Origin of the sequence: Achromobacter spanius, assembly GCF_003994415.1 — a bacterium.
Taxonomy (GTDB): Bacteria; Pseudomonadota; Gammaproteobacteria; order Burkholderiales; family Burkholderiaceae_B; genus Achromobacter; species Achromobacter spanius_C.
The window spans coordinates 2,827,396-2,842,858 of the sequence record NZ_CP034689.1; the positions used below are offsets into that span (position 1 = coordinate 2,827,396).

Annotated in this window: 17 protein-coding genes and 1 pseudogene; 6 read left to right on the top strand and 12 right to left on the bottom strand. The window is 64.5% G+C overall.

From position 1 onward, the window contains the following. Position 1: 1 nt before the first annotated feature. The 3 genes from ELS24_RS13085 (at position 2) to ELS24_RS13095 (ending at position 3,327) form a co-directional block, all read left to right on the top strand. The gene (locus ELS24_RS13085; protein WP_050446519.1) at positions 2 to 1,291 is read left to right on the top strand and encodes a Glu/Leu/Phe/Val family dehydrogenase; all 1,290 of its coding nucleotides are present in this window, start codon (positions 2 to 4) and stop codon (positions 1,289 to 1,291) included. A gap of 188 nt (positions 1,292 to 1,479) precedes the next feature. Continuing rightward, the gene (locus tag ELS24_RS13090; protein ID WP_127184346.1) at positions 1,480 to 1,959 is read left to right on the top strand and encodes a thioesterase family protein; all 480 of its coding nucleotides are present in this window, start codon (positions 1,480 to 1,482) and stop codon (positions 1,957 to 1,959) included. Positions 1,960 to 2,217: 258 nt separating this feature from the next. Further along, a complete protein-coding gene (locus ELS24_RS13095; RefSeq protein ID WP_050446517.1) occupies positions 2,218 to 3,327 on the top strand; it encodes a porin in 1,110 nt (369 codons plus the stop codon). A 189-nt stretch (positions 3,328 to 3,516) separates the two neighbouring features. On the opposite strand, the gene ELS24_RS13100 is transcribed toward ELS24_RS13095, so the two are convergent. The 6 genes and pseudogenes from ELS24_RS13100 to ELS24_RS13125 form a co-directional block, all read right to left on the bottom strand. Beyond that, the gene (locus ELS24_RS13100) at positions 3,517 to 4,326 is read right to left on the bottom strand and encodes an RsiV family protein (RefSeq protein WP_127184347.1); all 810 of its coding nucleotides are present in this window, start codon (positions 4,324 to 4,326) and stop codon (positions 3,517 to 3,519) included. 32 nt (positions 4,327 to 4,358) lie between these two features. Continuing rightward, the gene (locus tag ELS24_RS13105) at positions 4,359 to 5,135 is read right to left on the bottom strand and encodes a lipoate--protein ligase family protein (RefSeq protein ID WP_050446515.1); all 777 of its coding nucleotides are present in this window, start codon (positions 5,133 to 5,135) and stop codon (positions 4,359 to 4,361) included. Next, a complete protein-coding gene (locus ELS24_RS13110) occupies positions 5,132 to 5,407 on the bottom strand; it encodes a lipoate protein ligase C-terminal domain-containing protein (RefSeq protein WP_050446514.1) in 276 nt (91 codons plus the stop codon). The genes ELS24_RS13105 and ELS24_RS13110 overlap by 4 nt, the downstream gene beginning before the upstream one ends. A gap of 30 nt (positions 5,408 to 5,437) precedes the next feature. After that, a complete protein-coding gene (locus tag ELS24_RS13115) occupies positions 5,438 to 5,902 on the bottom strand; it encodes a GNAT family N-acetyltransferase (RefSeq protein WP_050446513.1) in 465 nt (154 codons plus the stop codon). A 26-nt stretch (positions 5,903 to 5,928) separates the two neighbouring features. Then, a complete protein-coding gene (locus ELS24_RS13120; protein ID WP_050446512.1) occupies positions 5,929 to 6,630 on the bottom strand; it encodes a glutathione binding-like protein in 702 nt (233 codons plus the stop codon). A 142-nt stretch (positions 6,631 to 6,772) separates the two neighbouring features. Next, a pseudogene (locus tag ELS24_RS13125) lies at positions 6,773 to 7,660 on the bottom strand (DMT family transporter); the annotation flags it as partial. Positions 7,661 to 7,787: 127 nt separating this feature from the next. On the opposite strand from ELS24_RS13125, the gene ELS24_RS13130 reads away from it, so the two are divergent. Next, positions 7,788 to 8,255, top strand: a complete 468-nt coding sequence (locus ELS24_RS13130; RefSeq protein WP_050446510.1) for an Lrp/AsnC family transcriptional regulator — start codon at positions 7,788 to 7,790, stop codon at positions 8,253 to 8,255. A gap of 58 nt (positions 8,256 to 8,313) precedes the next feature. On the opposite strand, the gene ELS24_RS13135 is transcribed toward ELS24_RS13130, so the two are convergent. Next, the gene (locus ELS24_RS13135; protein WP_050446509.1) at positions 8,314 to 8,805 is read right to left on the bottom strand and encodes a glutathione peroxidase; all 492 of its coding nucleotides are present in this window, start codon (positions 8,803 to 8,805) and stop codon (positions 8,314 to 8,316) included. Between the two features lie 215 nt (positions 8,806 to 9,020). On the opposite strand from ELS24_RS13135, the gene ELS24_RS13140 reads away from it, so the two are divergent. Continuing rightward, positions 9,021 to 9,353, top strand: a complete 333-nt coding sequence (locus tag ELS24_RS13140) for a hypothetical protein (RefSeq protein WP_083447338.1) — start codon at positions 9,021 to 9,023, stop codon at positions 9,351 to 9,353. 51 nt (positions 9,354 to 9,404) lie between these two features. Here the strand turns inward: ELS24_RS13140 and phrB are convergent, their stop codons facing one another. Then, positions 9,405 to 10,823 (bottom strand): deoxyribodipyrimidine photo-lyase, encoded by a 1,419-nt coding sequence (gene phrB / locus ELS24_RS13145; protein ID WP_050446508.1) that lies wholly within the window; start codon positions 10,821 to 10,823, stop codon positions 9,405 to 9,407. A gap of 274 nt (positions 10,824 to 11,097) precedes the next feature. Between phrB and ELS24_RS13150 the strand changes: the two genes are divergently transcribed. Further along, positions 11,098 to 12,546: a CoA transferase gene (locus ELS24_RS13150; RefSeq protein WP_127184348.1), complete on the top strand. Its 1,449-nt coding sequence runs from the start codon at positions 11,098 to 11,100 to the stop codon at positions 12,544 to 12,546. A gap of 57 nt (positions 12,547 to 12,603) precedes the next feature. Here ELS24_RS13150 and ELS24_RS13155 read toward each other — a convergent pair whose 3' ends face one another. The 4 genes from ELS24_RS13155 to ELS24_RS13165 all read right to left on the bottom strand — a co-directional run bounded on the left by ELS24_RS13155 (position 12,604) and on the right by ELS24_RS13165 (position 15,365). After that, positions 12,604 to 13,140 carry a peroxiredoxin gene (locus ELS24_RS13155; RefSeq protein WP_127184349.1) on the bottom strand — a complete coding sequence of 179 codons (537 nt, stop codon included), beginning with the start codon at positions 13,138 to 13,140 and terminating at the stop codon, positions 12,604 to 12,606. A gap of 83 nt (positions 13,141 to 13,223) precedes the next feature. Continuing rightward, positions 13,224 to 14,474, bottom strand: a complete 1,251-nt coding sequence (locus ELS24_RS13160; protein WP_127184350.1) for a YXWGXW repeat-containing protein — start codon at positions 14,472 to 14,474, stop codon at positions 13,224 to 13,226. A 60-nt stretch (positions 14,475 to 14,534) separates the two neighbouring features. Continuing rightward, the gene (locus ELS24_RS30925) at positions 14,535 to 14,699 is read right to left on the bottom strand and encodes a hypothetical protein (protein WP_164741246.1); all 165 of its coding nucleotides are present in this window, start codon (positions 14,697 to 14,699) and stop codon (positions 14,535 to 14,537) included. A 258-nt stretch (positions 14,700 to 14,957) separates the two neighbouring features. Further along, the gene (locus tag ELS24_RS13165; RefSeq protein WP_050446505.1) at positions 14,958 to 15,365 is read right to left on the bottom strand and encodes a DoxX family protein; all 408 of its coding nucleotides are present in this window, start codon (positions 15,363 to 15,365) and stop codon (positions 14,958 to 14,960) included. Between the last annotated feature and the right edge of the window lie 98 nt (positions 15,366 to 15,463).

A 15,463-nucleotide genomic window follows, 5' to 3' on the forward strand; every position in this document is an offset into this window, starting at 1 on the left:
CATGTCTCACACTCCCACCCATGTCTTGCCGTCTTATCTGAATGCCGATGACCTCGGTCCTTGGGGTAATTACCTGCAACAAGTCGACCGTGTGACGCCGTATCTCGGCACCTTGGGTCGGTGGGTCGAGACGCTGAAGCGTCCGAAGCGCGCCTTGATCGTCGATGTGCCGATCGAACTGGACAACGGCACCATCGCCCACTTCGAAGGCTATCGCGTGCAGCACAACGTGTCGCGCGGCCCGGGCAAGGGTGGCGTGCGCTTCCACCAGGACGTGACCCTGTCCGAAGTCATGGCGCTGGCCGCCTGGATGTCGGTCAAGAACGCCGCGGTCAACCTGCCTTATGGCGGCGCCAAGGGTGGCATCCGCGTCGATCCGCGCACGCTGTCGCACTCCGAACTGGAACGCATGACCCGCCGCTACACCAGCGAAATCGGCGTCATCATCGGACCCGCCAAGGACATTCCCGCCCCCGACGTCGGCACCAACGCCCAGACCATGGCCTGGATGATGGACACGTATTCCATGAACGAAGGCGCCACCGCCACCGGCGTGGTCACCGGCAAGCCGATCGCCCTGGGCGGTAGCTTGGGCCGTGTGGAAGCTACCGGCCGTGGCGTGTTCGTGGTGGCGTGCGAAGCCGCCCGCGACCTCAACATCGACGTCTCCAAGTCGCGCGTGGTGGTGCAGGGGTTTGGCAACGTGGGCGGCACCGCCGCCCGCCTGTTCCATGAAGCCGGCGCCAAGGTCATTGCCGCGCAGGACCACACCGGCACGGTGCACAACGCCGCCGGCCTGGACGTCCACAAACTGTTGTCGCACGTGTCGCAACACGGCGGCGTGGGCGGTTTTTCGGGTGGCGAGGCGTTCGACAAGGACGAGTTCTGGACGCTGGAAACCGAATTCCTGATTCCCGCCGCACTGGAAAGCCAGATCACCGCTGAAAACGCCACCAAGGTGCGCGCGAAAGTCGTGGTGGAAGGCGCCAACGGCCCGACCACCCCGGAAGCGGACGACATCCTGTTTGAACACGGCGTATATGTGGTGCCGGACGTGCTGGCCAACGCTGGTGGCGTGACGGTGTCCTACTTCGAATGGGTGCAGGACTTCTCCAGCTTCTTCTGGAGCGAAGAAGAAATCAATCAGCGCCTTGAACGCATCATGCGCGAGGCCTACGGCGCGGTGTCGCAAGTGGCCAAGGAACACAAGGTGACGCTGCGCACGGCGGCGTTCATCGTGGCTTGCACACGCATCCTGCAAGCACGCCAGGTGCGCGGTCTGTATCCGTGATGAAAACTCAGCGATGCGTCACTGACGTATCGCCGAGGAGGCCGAGGTAGACAAACCCGGAAATCGCCCCGCAAGGGGCGATTTCCATTTCGGGGGGGCAATGGCTTGTTCACAGGCGTGCTCACATAGAATGTGCCCAACCGGCCGCTACCCACCCAAGCCGGATTTGAAGCCCTCTGGAGGAATGCATGACCCAAGCCCTGCCGTCCACCACGCTTGCCGTGGACCCCGCCTGGATTGACGCCTACGGCCATTTGAACGCCGCGCATTACGTCGGCATCTTTGACCGCGTGGGATTCGAATTGCTAAGCCAGGTTGGCGTGGGCCTGGACTACACCGAGGCCACCCGCTGCGGCATCTACACCATGAACGTGCATGTGGCTTATCTGCGCGAGGTCTTGGCCGACGACCCGCTGATGCTGCGCGTGCGCTTGCTTGAAGCCGACAACAAGCGGTTGCTTTGCCTGATGGAATTGACGCAGACGCGCGACGGCTATCTGGCCGCCACGATGGAGCAACTGTCCTTGCACGTGGACCTGAACACGCGCCGGTCCACGCCGTTTCCCGCCGAACTGGCGCAGCGGCTCGCCCGCACTGTGACGGAACATGCCGCGCATCCGTTGCCGCAGGGGTATCGCCGACTGCTGCCCTTGACAGGAACGCGCTGAAACGGATGCCGTGATTGCATTGTGCGTCGCGCCTTCTTAACATGCTGACGTGACGTGCTTGCTGCCGTGCAGACTTTCAAGCCCGACTGTAGAGCGCAAACCACGAATGGGGTTTTTTCTGCGAATCGGGGCCGTTAGTTCTTGCGTACCAGTTTCTGACACATTGCGTCCCTAGAATTCGTTTCTGCCATGCGCCACGCGCTGCTTGCGATGCCAGCAAGCCCGCTGCGCAGGCATGTTCAATCTAAGGAATAAGCAATGAAAAAGACTCTGCTCGCAACCGCGCTGTTGGCCGCCGTGTCCAGCGTGGCGCACGCCGAAACCTCGGTGACCTTGTATGGCTTGATCGATACCGGTATCGGCTACCAGCGCATCAAGGGCGACGGTTATCACGAATCGAAGGTCGGCATGGCCAACGGCGTGTCGAGCGGCTCGCGTTGGGGCTTGCGCGGCGCCGAAGATCTGGGCGACGGCCTGAGCGCCGTGTTCACGCTGGAAAGCGGCTTCAATTCGGGTAATGGCCAATCGGGCCAAAGCGGCCGCCTGTTCGGTCGCCAAGCCACCGTCGGCCTGAAGTCGGCGTCGTGGGGCCTGCTGGAATTGGGCCGCCAGACCAACATCGCGTCCAAGTACCTGGGATCCATTGATCCGTTCGGCGGCAGCTACGGCCAAGCCAACGTGGGCGTGGCCTTCAGCGCCGCCAACACGGTCCGCTACGACAACATGGTGCAGTACTCGACGCCGTCGTTCAGCGGCTTCCAGTTTGGCGTTGGCTACTCGTTCAACGCGGCTGACACGACCGCCGCGCAAACCGGCTTCAAGACCGCCGACAACACCCGCGCCATCACCACCGGCCTGCGCTACGTCAACGGCCCCTTGAACGTGGCCGCCACCTACGACCAACTGAACCCCGCCAATCAGTTGCGCAACGACGCCACGCCCAAGTCGTGGTCGATTGCCGGCGCCTATGACTTCGAAGTGGTCAAGCTGGCGTTGGGCTTTGGCCAGACGCGTGACGGCTGGTTCGCCGGTCAGGGCGTCAACGCGCTCGGCAGCGGCAGCCCCACGGCCAGCGGCTTCGGCACGAACGTTGCGGTGTCGGGCTTCAAGGCCAATTCGTATCTGGTGGGCTTAAGCGTGCCGCTGGGCGCCAGCAACATCATGGCGTCGTGGCAGCGTGCCGACCCCAACGGCAACCCGCTGACCGCCGGTAACGAGTCGACGATGAACGTCTACAGCATCGGCTACACGTACAACCTGTCCAAGCGCACCAACCTGTACGCGCTGGGTTCGTACGCCACCGACTACGCGTTTGTTGACGGCGTCAAGAGCACCGTCGGCATCGTGGGTGTGCGCCACCGCTTCTAAGCGTGCAAGGCAGGCCGGCGGCAGCAATATGCGCGCCGCCGGCGCTTTCATGCCGCGGTTGTACTGAGCGGACTGGGCGTCTTACCCGGCCACAGACGCGAAAAAAGCGGCCACCTCCCTAGCTCCATCCTCAGTCCGCTCACCTGAACCGTGGCGTCCGTGGGGTCTTTGCGCTGCGTCGCGAAGGCCCTACGACGCCTGCAACAGCTCGGGCTTCAACACGCCGCGCAAGTCGGCGTAAGGAATGCTCAGTTCCGGTTCGCCATGCGAGTAGGGCGCGATGGAATACGCGTCGTACTTCACCACCATGCCGTCACGGGTCAGCGCGAAGTTATCGCTTTCCTGGAACGGCCACATCTTGTTGTAGGCGGCGGGGTCTCGTTTGGCGTCGGGATTTTCGGCCAGCCATTTGGCATGGGCGGCTTTCAGCGCCGCCACATATTCCGCGCGGCGGCCCGGTATCAACGCTTCGTCCAGGCTCATCACGCGGCCGCGCGAACGTTCCCAGTTCAGGTATTGCGTGGCCGGAATGCCGTGCGCGGCGCCGGTCAGGAACTGTTCGGTGTGCAGTTCAATCGACACGATGTCGCCCACCGTATCCTTGACCGAGGCCTTGAAATAGGTCGCGTCGCGCGGGCGCGCCGTGGACCAGAAATACTGCGTGTATTCCGACAGCGTGTTGTAGGGGCCGCGGCGGTTGGCGTCGGTGCCGGTCATATAGGCCAGCACGTGGTCCACCAAGGCGGTCAGTTTGGGTATGCCAGGAAATGCCACGCTGTCGATTTCGATGCGCGGGCAGTCGCCTTCGCAGCCCGGCTTGCTTGAGGCCCACTTGATGCGCTCGGTGGACAGGTCCCCCACCTTTTCGGACGTGGTCGAGGCAGACTCGGCCAAGGTGATGTTGGCTGGGGGCGCGCTGCCGCAGCCGGCCAGGGCCAGCAGGGCGGCGCCCAGGATCAGACCGCTTATCGCGCCTGGCGGCGTGAACGTGCGACGCATTGAACTACCTCCGCTAAATCTAACGCTTGCCGTCAAGGCACCACGCCCGTCCATTCCGGCGTGGAGAACTTTTCGTCGGCCTGTTGCTGGGCGCGCGCCAGCGTGTCGCTGCCGATTTGCCCCGGAGTCAGACGATGCAGGCCGGCAAAAGTTTCCAGCATGCGCTCGATGATGACTTCGCGCGCCAGGCCCGTTTGCGTGCGCAAAGGGTCCACGCGCTTCTTGGCGCTGGTGGTGCCTTTGTCGGAAAGTTTCTCGCGACCGATGCGCAAGACCTCGACCATTTTATCGGCGTCGATGTCGTAGGACATGGTCACGTGGTGCAGCACCGCGCCAGCGCGTCGGGCTTGCGCCGCGCCGCCGATCTTGCCGATGTCGGAGGCAATGTCGTTCAGCGGTTGATACCAGGCCTTGATGCCCAGCCCTTGCAATGCCGTCAGCACCCAGGCATCCAGGAACGCATACGATTCCTGGAAGCTCATGCCGTGCACCAGGGCTTGCGGCGCGCTGAGCGAGTAGGTGATGGAGTTACCCGGTTCAATGAACATGGCGCCGCCGCCACTGACGCGGCGCACGACTTCAATGCCGTGGCGTTGCGCGCCGTCGGGGTCCACTTCGTTTTTCAGGGATTGGAAACGGCCGATGACGACGGCGGGGGCGGCCCATTCCCAGATGCGCAGCGTGGGCGGGCGCTGGCCCGCACCGACTTCATCCGTAATGACGGCGTCCAGCGCCATATGCAGCGACGGCGCCTGCGGGCCCTCGTGGATCAATTGCCAGTCGTAGTCGTTCCAGTCAGTGCGCGTCATGCAAGCGCCCTCCGCAGCACCACGGCCACGGCCTCGGCCGAAAAGCCAAACAATTCGGCGTCGGCGGGCAGGGCGGATTGCACCGCCACCGCCAGTTCCAGTTCGCCGGCGTCGGCCGGCATGCCGTTCAAGCCTTGGTTGATGGCCTCCAACGCTTCGGGCGGCTCTAGAAAGAAGTCGCCGCTGATGCGCACGTTGGCCAGGCGGCCATCTTGCACATCGAGATCCGCGACGACCAGTTTGCCGCCGGGGACTTTGTATTCACCATGCATGGGGGGCTCCTTCGAAATCAATATCAAAAACTACAGGCTGAGCTTCATGCCGTCGTGGCTGGCCTTGAAACCCAGGCTTTCATAGAACCGGCGCGCATCGGGGCGCGCGCGATCGGTCGTCAACTGGACCAGGCCGCAGCCCTGGGCGCGGCACTGTTCAATGGCCCATTCGAACATGGCGCGTCCCAGGCCCTGGCCCCGCGCCGACGACGCGATGCGGACGCTTTCGATCTGCCCGCGCCATTGTCCCAGCCGCGATAGGCCGGGTATGAACGATAACTGCAAACAGCCGACCCGGTCTTGGCCTTGCACAACGATGGCAAGGAATTGGTTGGGATCTTGTGCGATGGCGGCGAAGGCGGCGATGTAGCGGGGGTTGAGCGGAACGGACGTATCTTCGCGAGTTGCGCCCAGTTCATCGTCGGCCAGCATGGCGATGATGTGCGGCAAGTCTTCCTGCCGCGCGCGGCGAAAGACCAAGTGCGGGTCGGACATGGTCGGCATCCTGGGGGTCTGACGTTTTAGCGGGCGATGTTCTGCGCGGTCTGGCCGAACAGGATGCGGCGCGATTCGTCGTCGCTGATGGAGGGTGTGGTGTTGATGGTGTCCGCCAGCGCATAGGCGCGCTGCGTGGCGGGGCGGGCCGCGATGGCGTTGAACCAGCGCTGCAAGTGCGGGAAGTCGTTCAGGTCCTGCCCCTGCTTGGCATGCGGCACGATCCAGGGGTAGGCCGCCATGTCCGCGATGGAGTAATCGCCCGCGACGAATTCACGGTCTGCCAGGCGTTTGTCCAGCACGCCGTACAAGCGGTTGGTTTCTTTCACGTAGCGCTCGATGGCGTAGGGAATGCGTTCGGGCGCATAGCCAGAGAAGTGGTGGTTCTGGCCCGCCATGGGACCCAGGCCGCCCATTTGCCAGAACAGCCATTGCAGGGCGTCTGCCCGGCCGCGCAGGTCGGCTGGCAGGAATTGGCCGGTCTTTTCCGCCAGGTACAACAAGATGGCGCCGGATTCGAACATCGGGATGGGCGCGCCGCCGTCGGCGGGCTGGGTGTCCACGATGGCGGGGATGCGGTTGTTGGGCGCAATGGCCAAAAATTCGGGCTTGAATTGATCACCGCGGCTGATGTTCACCGGGTGGATCTTGTAGGGCAGGCCGGCTTCTTCAAGGAACAGCGTGATCTTGTGGCCGTTGGGGGTGGTCCAGTAGTAGAGATCGATCATGGGGTGCGTCCTGGGAATCAAGGCGCCGCCGGCCGTGCCGGCGGATGGAAGGCCATGATAGCGGCAGGCCTTGTCCCCGGTCCCGAATAACCGGGGCCAGGACCGGGTTTCTACCTGCTGGCCAGGCAAGGACGCTCGGCCGCCTATACCGCCCCGGCAGGCGCCACGTCCAATTCAGGCTGACACCCGCCGCGGCCAGGAAGATCAGCGCCACGCCCAGCACTTGCAGCGGTTCCATGCGCTGGCCGTAGACCAGCAGATCCAGCATGATGGCCACGGCCGGGTAGATGAAACTGAGTGCGGCGGTGGAGGTCGTTGGCAGTTTCTGGATGGCCGAGTACATCAGGATGTACATCAGGCAGGTGTGGATCAGGCCCAGCGCCACCAGATAGCCCCATTGCAAGGGCGCGGCCGGCAGGGCGTTGAAGTCCGCCATGGGCAGCAGCATGAAGGCGCCCAGTGTCACTTGCACCAGCGCCAGCACTTGGGGCGGTATGCCTTTCAAGCGCTTGACGATGACCGCCGTCACCCCGTACAGCGCGGCCGCGCCCAGGCCCAGCAGCAGCCCCGACAGATACGCGCCTCCCGGGGCCTGCGCGTTGGTCAGGCGCAGCACCAGCAGCAGGCCAGCGAACGCCACCACGGACCAGGCCAGCTTGCCGCGCGACGGACGTTCCCCCAGGAACAGCACGCCCAGCCCGATCAGGAAAAAGGGCTGCACGTTGTAGACGGCGGTGGCCAGCGAGATGGACGCGAGCCGGTAGGCGGAAAACAGCAGCACCCAGTTCATGACCAGCGCGGCGCCGGCCGCCAGCGCCAAGGCCAGCGTCTTGCCGGTGAACAGGCCGGGCTTGAGCAGACCGCGCGCCCAGCAATACAACAGCAAGGCAAGGGCGCCGAAGACACAGCGGAAGAAAACGACGTTCCACGCGTTTTGGCCGGACTCCAAAACAAACACGCCTAGCGTGCCGGACAAGGTCATGGCGGCGGCCATTTGCGCCAGGCCAAGGCGTTCTGATGCAGGGGACATGGAGTTTCTCCGACGGGCCGCGAGGTGGACCACGATTTCGATGGAGAAATTATCCCAGGCAGATCAAGGCGGTTATATGATCATTTGGTGGCGATTTTATCTTGATGCCTTCATTTAGGTGGAAACTATGCAAAATGACCTAAAGAACGAAAATCCGGTCCTGGATGGTATCGACCGCCGCCTGGTGCAGACCCTGGCGGCCAACGCGCGCACCACCACGGCAGACCTGGCGCGGCAGGTGGGCATGTCGGCGCCCAGCGTGGCGGACCGGCTGCGGCGGCTGGAGGAATCGGGGGTGATCCGCGCCTACACGGTGGATGTGGACCCGGTGGCGCTGGGCTACACGCTGCAAGCCATCGTGCGCATCCGCCCCTTGCCGGGGCAATTACGCCATGTGGAGGGGCTGATCAAGGATATTCCGGAGTTTGTCGAATGCGACAAGGTGACCGGCGACGACTGCTTTATTGCCCGCGTGGTGTTGCGCTCGATCTTGCATCTGGACGGCATCCTGGAACGGGTAACCGAGTTCGCCGAGACCAATACCGCCATCGTCAAGGCGCACACGGTGCCGCGCCGCCTGCCGCCGCTGCGCTAGGGCTTGCCGTCGCTGGCAGTCGAAGCCCGGGCTGAAGACAAGCTGCGGCGGCGTGGCCTCAGACGGGGGCGGACAGCGCCCGCACGATGTCTTCCTTCAGGCTGGCCGGAGTATCGGTGGGGCCATAGCGCTTGATGACCTGGCCGTCGCGGCCGACCAGGAACTTGGTGAAGTTCCACTTGATGCCTTCGGTGCCGAAGACGCCGGGCTTTTCGCCTTTGAGCCAGCGGTACAGCGGATGCGCGTCGGCGCCGTTGACGTCGATCTTGGCGTAAAGCGGGAAGGTGATGTCGTACTGCGTGGCGCAGAAATTGCGGATCTCGGCTTCATCGCCCGGTTCCTGATGGCCGAACTGGTCGCAGGGAAAGCCCAGCACCGTCAGGCCGTCGTCACGCAGCGAACGGTAAAGTTCTTCCAGCCCGGCGTACTGGGGCGTGAAGCCGCACTTGGATGCCACGTTGACCACCAGCAGCACACGGCCGCGATATTGGCTCAGGGATTGGTCCGCACCCTGAATGTCGCGGGCCGAGAAATCAAAGATGGTGCTCATGTGGGCTCCTGTGTCGGGCAAGATGCGCGGACGCGGCGGGGTGCCGATCAAGCGCTGAGTGTAGCGCTGCGCGTGCCGTCCTGACCGCTTGCTGTCGCGTTGGCGCTTATCCGGGCGGGCGATGGGGCCATTGCCCCGGCCGGCTTGGGCGCCGTCCTATCATGGCCGCATTGAAGGCAGGCAAGCCGCGGATGCAAACGACTGGGAGCGCAGTGATGGAAGGAATGATCGAACGCCTGGAGGCGATGCTGGCCAAGGGCACCGACAACATGCTGTTGCGGTTTTCGTTGGGCAAGGCCTACGCCGAACAGGATTGCTTTCGCGAAGCCGAAGCGCATCTGCGCGCGGCGCTGGCTTTTGACCCGGCGTACTCGGTGGCTTGGAAATGGCTGGGCAAAGCCTGCCTGGGGCGGGGCGATCAGGACGGCGCGCGCGCGGCCTGGAACAGCGGCTTGGCGGCTGCCCAGGCGCGCGGCGACAAGCAGGTCGAAAAGGAAATACAAGTGTTCATCCGACGCCTGGACAAGCAGGCGGCGGCGAATTCCTGATTCGCCAGGAGTGCCAGGGAACGCCCAACCTCCGCAGGGGGGCGCCCCGTGTCACGCAGCGGGCAGGTTGCCAAAGGCCTCCAGCGCCCGCAACCGGCTTTGGGCCAGGTCCACGATGGGCAACGGGTAAGCGGCTGCCGCGCGCTCCATGGGGCTGGGGTCGTGGATGGCCTGGTCATCCAGATGCGCCAGCTCAGGCAGCCATTCCCGCAGGAACACTCCGCGCGGATCAAAGCGCTTGGATTGCGACAAGGGGTTGAACACGCGGAAGTACGGCACGGCGTCGGCGCCCGTGGATGCGCTCCACTGCCAGCCGCCGTTGTTGGCGGCCAGGTCGCCGTCCACCAGATGCTCCATGAACCAGGCTTCGCCCAAGCGCCAATCAATCAGCAGGTTTTTCGACAGGAACATGGCCGTCACCATGCGCAGGCGGTTGTGCATCCAGCCCAGCGTCAGCAACTGGCGCATGGCCGCGTCCACGATGGGGATGCCGGTTTTGCCCTGCTGCCAGGCGCGCAGGTCGTCGGGCGCGTCACGCCACGGCACGGCGGCGGTTTCCGGCTTCATGGGCTGATGCATGGACAGCGACGGATAGGCGGCCAGCAGATGCAGGTAGAACTCGCGCCACAGCAGTTCGTTGATCCATGTAGCCGCGCCCGCCCGGCCGCTGTCCAGTTCGCCCTGATTGGCGACCAGCGCAGCGCGCAGCGCCTGGCCCGCAGACAGCACGCCCGCCGCCAGATACGGCGACAGGCAACTGGTGGCGGGCAGGGACGGGAAGTCGCGTTCATCCTTGTAGGCGTCGATCACGCCGTCGGCAAAGGCGTCCAGCCTGTCGGTGGCCGCCGCTTCGCCCGCGGGCCATAGCGCGCGCACGGCGTCGCTGGGCGGCGCGTAGCCTTCGAAAGCGTCGGGCAAGGGGTCTGCCTGCCAGTCGGGCGGGGTCTGCGCGCGAGGGGCGGGCAGCGCGGCAATGGGCGCGCTGCGCAGGCGTTCGCGGCAGGTGCGCGCATACGGCGTATAGACGCGATAGCAATCACCCTTGCCCGTTTGCACGGTGCCAGGCCTGAGCAGCGTCGCGCCATGGTGCAGCGTCCAGTCCACGCCGATCGCCTCCAGGGCGTTCGCCACGGCCGCATCGCGGCGGCGCTCGTTGATGGCCCACTCGGTGTTGGCGTGCACTTGGGATATGCCGTGCGCTTGGCAGAAGGCCGCGATGGCTGCGGGCGCCTGGCTCCAGTCGGCCACGGTCAGCAGCTTCAGAGGGATGCCGCGTTCACCCAGGCTGCGCGACAATTCGTGCAAGTTGCGCAGCCAGAAGTCCACCTTGGCCGGCGCGTCGCCATGCAGGCGCCATTGCTCGGGGGCGGCCAGGAACAGGGCGGTGACCGTGCCGTTTTCGGCGGCGGCCGCCAGCGCGGGGTTGTCGTGCATGCGCAGGTCGGTGCGTAGCCAGAGCAGCGTATTCATGGATGGCGGGTCCAGGGCGAAAGAGGGCGGAAAAGAAAGCAGAAAACAGAGGGCGGACAGCAGCGCTGACCGTCGAGGCTGGCATTCTATATTGGCCAGAGTCATGGAAGACGATGTAAAAACTACGAGTAGATGTGACGAACCCGTGCGGGTAGCGCACCCGCTACGGCCCTGATAGCGGTCAAACCGTGAAACACGCTGGCCCAAGGTTTGTATTGACGCGCCTGGGCCGTCGCCATGTAATCAGTTCAACGACTAAGAAAAGTTGAACGCTATGGGAAATCTGATGGACCTTCGCCCGTCCTTTCTACGAGGACGCTCATCCGCCGGCACGACCTCCCGCGACGCCCTCCAGACATTGTGGCGTTCACTTGATTTGCCCGGCGAATCGCTTGATCACGTGATGCTGACCGGCGCCGACCCAGTGCTTCCCTCGTCTTTTGCGGTAGGGACCGCGGCGCAAACGAGCATGGCGGCCGCTGCGCTGGCCGCGGCGGAACTTTGGTATTTGCGTGGCGGCACGCGCCAGCAGGTCAGCGTCGACATGCTGCATGCCGCGCAGGAATGCCGCAGCCATTTCACGATCAACGGCGTCACGCCCAACATCTGGGACCCCATCAGCGGCCTGTACCGCTGTGGCGACGGCGGCTGGGTCCGCATCCATGCCAACTTTGCGCATCATCGCGACGGCGCGTTGGCGCTTCTGGGCTGCCCCACGGGCGAAGGCACCACGCGCGAAACCGTCGAAGCCGCATTGAGCCGCTGGAAAGCGCTGGACTTTGAACAGGTGGCCGCCGACGCGGGCCTGGTGGTGTCGGCCATGCGCAGCTTTGACGAGTGGGACCGCCATCCCCAGGGCCAGGCCATTGCCGCCCAGCCCCTGATGACGATCGAACGCATTGGCGAGGCCGACCCCCGGCCCTTGCCCAAGTACGGCCATGACGCGCGGCCGTTGAAAGACATCCGCGTGCTGGACCTGACGCGCATCATCGCCGGCCCGGTCTGCGGACGCACGCTGGCCGCCTATGGTGCTGATGTGATGCTGGTGAATTCACCGCAATTGCCCAACATCGACAACATCATCGAAACCAGCCGAGGCAAGCTGTCGGTGCTGGCGGACCTGGACACCGCGGACGGACGTATCGCGTTGGGCAATCTGCTGCGTAGCGCGCACGTGTTCGTGCAGGGCTACCGGCCTGGCGGCCTGGCCGCCCTGGGCTTTGGCCCGCAGGATGCCGCGCGTATCCGCCCCGGCATTGTGTATGTGTCGCTGTCGGCGTATGGCACCGTGGGCCCGTGGGCGAATCGCCGTGGTTTTGATTCCCTGGTGCAAACCGCCACGGGCTTCAATCATGCCGAAGCCCAGGCGGCGGGCCAGGACGCGCCCAAGCCCTTGCCCGTGCAGATTTTGGACTACGCCTCGGGGTATCTGATGGCGTTTGGCGCGCAGGCGGCGCTGGCGCGCCAGGCGACGGAAGGCGGTAGCTGGCACGTGCGCGTGTCGCTGGCGCAAACCGCGCACTGGCTGCGTGGCCTGGGCAGGGTGGATGGCGGGCTAAGCTGTCGCATGCCTGGCTTTGACGGCTTGCTGGATACCGAGGCGTCGGGTTTCGGTGAATTGGTGGCGGTGCGCCACGCCGCGCGTTTCTCTGATACGCCGGCCCGTTGGACGCGTCCGTCGAACCCGCCCGGATCGCATCCCACGGTGTGGCCGTTCAATTAGGCCGGCCACCCTGTTTCAATGCCAAGGCGCCCGCGGGCGCCTTGTTTTTTTTGCGCCTTATTGCTTGGCTTTCCAGTCGCGCAGGGCGCGCATGGTGTTGGCCACGTGTGATTCGGGGCTCATGTCAGTGAATTCATACAGGATCTTGCCTTCCGGCGAAATCACGTAGGACACGCGCTGGGCGTATTCCGGGCGCTTGTCGTGGACGGCGTCGTAGGCTTTCATGATCTTGCCGTCGCCATCGGCCGCCACGGCGAATTTGCCACGGCATTCGCTGACCGAAAATTTGTTCAGCGTGTCGATGTCGTCGGTGGACACGCCAATGACGGTAGCGCCCAAGGACTTGTATTCGTCCGTGGCCTCGGCAAAGTTGTGCGCTTCGATCGTGCAGCCCTGCGTGAACGCGGCGGGAAAGAAATACAGCACGACCGGGCCTTGTTTGAGCGCATCGTTCAGCTTGAAGGTGAAGACCTTTCCGCCCAAGGATGCCTGCGTGCTGAAGTCGGGAGCGGGGGAGCCGACATTCAAGGCGGCCTGGGCGGACGCGGCGGCAAGCAGGCCGCAGAACATCAGGCAGGGTACGAGGCGCTTCATGGGAGTCTCCAATAAATCAGTGGCGCGCGCGGCGGTTGGCGGCAAGTGGCCTACTGTAGTCCGCGCGCGGCGAGGGGTCCAGTTCAGTCACGGTTCGGCCCGCCGCCTCGGCCTTCGCCGCCTTGCTGCCGCTGCGGGGGTTGCTCTCGTGCCTGCTGCGGGCGATCTTGCGCATGCTGCCGGGGCTGTTCTCTTGCCTGCTGCGGGCGCGCCGGCTGTTCCCGTGCAGGTTGCTGGCGAGCCTGTTGGTGTTGCGGTTCGCGGCCTTGCTGCGGGCGTTGCTGCTGGCGTTGCTCGCGTTCCTGCTGCGGGCGGGCCTGTTGTTGTCGATCGTGCTGCTGTCGATCTTGCTGCTGACGGGCCTGCTGATCTCGCGACTGCTGTTGGCGCGACTGCTGCAAGGCGGCTTGCTGGTCTCGCTGCTGGTCTCGCGGTTGGTCTCGCTGCGACGGGCCGCGTGCCTGCGACGGCGCAGGACCCCGCGCTTGATCACCGCGATTCGGGTTGCCGCGATCCGTGTCGGGGCGCCTGCCGTCGCCGCCGGGCCGTTGGCCTTGGGGCGGACGGTCATTGTCGCGATGGTCGACGAACGCTTGCGGCGGGCGGCCCTTGTTGTGGTCGTAGAACTGCGCACGGTTGCTGCCGGCGTCGCGCATGTAGCGGCGTTGCATGTCGGTGGGCGGCGCGTGGCGGTCATGGCGCGCGGCCAGTTCGCGCGGGTCCGCCGCGCGCCGGATGCCATCGGGGCCGCCGTGATAGCTGACGCGTCGCCTATCAACGTTGTTGACCACCACGGTGTGGTTGTACACGTTGGTGACGCGCGTGACGTTCACGTTGGTCACCGAGCGGTTGTAGTAGAAGCGGTCGCGCTTCCAGTAGCCGCCCACATACCCCAGGCCCACATAGCCGAAGCCGTAGTTGATGCCGCCATAAAAGCCGACGTGGGGCTCCCAATAACCGGCATTCCACACGTACAGGCCATTCGTGTACCCCCAGTATCCGGGCGTCCATAGCGCCCCGATGTACGGCGCCTGTACCCAGGCGCCAGGTACCCAGAAATAGCCGTAGCGGTTGCGGCTCCAATAGCCGGGCACCCACATATAGCCGTCGGCCGGGGCGGGGGGCTGCACATAGACGGGCAGGGGCGGGGGCGGCTCGGGGCTGCGGTCCACCAGCGCCAGGTTGGCGTTGGCGGGGTCGCCGGCGTCATAGGCGGGCGCCGCGGGCGCGGGGGGCGGCGCATAGGTTTGCGCCATCGCGCCGGCGCTTATCGCCAATAGCGCAACGGTGGCCACGGCGGGCCGCAAGCGGAAAATCCGGATAGAGGGCGTCATGGCTGCTCCTGAGACACGTCGCGCACGATGATCAATAACGCGACGGTCAATAACGCGCGGTCAATATCCGCGGTAGTAATAATGCGGCGCGGGATACGCGGGATAGTAGTAGTGCGGCGTGTAATACACCGGTGCCGGTCGATAGTGGGCCGGGCGCGCGGGCACCACGACGCAACCGGTCAGCGAACTGGCCATCACCATCATCAACAGCAGGCTCTTTTTCATTTCATGACTCCCAACCAGCGCCAGGCGTGGCTTACGCCCTGGTGCGCTGGTAAGGATTAGGCCATACCGGATGGCGGCGGTTCGTCTTTGTAATCGATCCGAAACAGCTTTCGCGTGACCGATGTTTGCGCCTGCGTGACGGCGCATGTCGTTGGTATCAATCTTTGCCGCAAAAGCAACGGGGCCGCATGAGCGGCCCCGTGTTGCGTAACGTCGCGTCATGCGGCGTTACGGCGATGGCGCATGGCGCGCCTGGCGTCAGTTCCAGCGACCGCCGTTGCCAGCCAGGCTGAAACGGCCAGCGCCCATGAAGGCTAGCGCCAGCGCGGTGAACAGGAACATGCCTTGCAGTTCCAGCGCCCAGCCGCCGTTATTGCTCAGGCTGCCCAGTTGGCCGGCATGCGCCAGCAAAATGGCAACCACCATGTTGATGGCGATGATCAAAGCGCCCAGACGCGTGTAGACGCCAATGATGAGCAGCACGGGCGCGATGATTTCGCCCACATACACGCCATAGGCCAGAAAGCCAGGCAGGCCATGCGAAGACAGCATGCCGCTGATGCCCGTCACGCCGCCGCCCATCAGTTTGGACAGGCCGTGAAGCAGAATCAGAATGCCGAGGGTCAGGCGCAGGATCAGCTTGCCGGTATCGTCGGACTTGATCATGGTGAGTTTCTCTTGTGATGGTTGATAAGGGACAAGGCTTCGTTGGAACCCACCGCGAACCCATGGTTCCAAGTCCACACCGCCGCGCGCCAAGCGTG

Bases quoted from the DNA above. Each gene is read 5' to 3' on its own strand.
- ELS24_RS13165 (WP_050446505.1), bottom strand. From the start codon at position 15,365: ATGATCAAGTCCGACGATACCGGCAAGCTGATCCTGCGCCTGACCCTC.
- ELS24_RS30925 (WP_164741246.1), bottom strand. From the start codon at position 14,699: ATGAAAAAGAGCCTGCTGTTGATGATGGTGATGGCCAGTTCGCTGACC.
- ELS24_RS13110 (WP_050446514.1), bottom strand. From the start codon at position 5,407: ATGCATGGTGAATACAAAGTCCCCGGCGGCAAACTGGTCGTCGCGGAT.
- ELS24_RS13100 (WP_127184347.1), bottom strand. From the start codon at position 4,326: ATGCGTCGCACGTTCACGCCGCCAGGCGCGATAAGCGGTCTGATCCTG.
- ELS24_RS13130 (WP_050446510.1), top strand. From the start codon at position 7,788: ATGCAAAATGACCTAAAGAACGAAAATCCGGTCCTGGATGGTATCGAC.
- ELS24_RS13085 (WP_050446519.1), top strand. From the start codon at position 2: ATGTCTCACACTCCCACCCATGTCTTGCCGTCTTATCTGAATGCCGAT.
- ELS24_RS13105 (WP_050446515.1), bottom strand. From the start codon at position 5,135: ATGACGCGCACTGACTGGAACGACTACGACTGGCAATTGATCCACGAG.
- ELS24_RS13090 (WP_127184346.1), top strand. From the start codon at position 1,480: ATGACCCAAGCCCTGCCGTCCACCACGCTTGCCGTGGACCCCGCCTGG.
- ELS24_RS13150 (WP_127184348.1), top strand. From the start codon at position 11,098: ATGGGAAATCTGATGGACCTTCGCCCGTCCTTTCTACGAGGACGCTCA.
- ELS24_RS13135 (WP_050446509.1), bottom strand. From the start codon at position 8,805: ATGAGCACCATCTTTGATTTCTCGGCCCGCGACATTCAGGGTGCGGAC.
- ELS24_RS13115 (WP_050446513.1), bottom strand. From the start codon at position 5,902: ATGTCCGACCCGCACTTGGTCTTTCGCCGCGCGCGGCAGGAAGACTTG.
- ELS24_RS13120 (WP_050446512.1), bottom strand. From the start codon at position 6,630: ATGATCGATCTCTACTACTGGACCACCCCCAACGGCCACAAGATCACG.
- ELS24_RS13155 (WP_127184349.1), bottom strand. From the start codon at position 13,140: ATGAAGCGCCTCGTACCCTGCCTGATGTTCTGCGGCCTGCTTGCCGCC.
- ELS24_RS13140 (WP_083447338.1), top strand. From the start codon at position 9,021: ATGGAAGGAATGATCGAACGCCTGGAGGCGATGCTGGCCAAGGGCACC.
- phrB (WP_050446508.1), bottom strand. From the start codon at position 10,823: ATGAATACGCTGCTCTGGCTACGCACCGACCTGCGCATGCACGACAAC.
- ELS24_RS13095 (WP_050446517.1), top strand. From the start codon at position 2,218: ATGAAAAAGACTCTGCTCGCAACCGCGCTGTTGGCCGCCGTGTCCAGC.
- ELS24_RS13160 (WP_127184350.1), bottom strand. From the start codon at position 14,474: ATGACGCCCTCTATCCGGATTTTCCGCTTGCGGCCCGCCGTGGCCACC.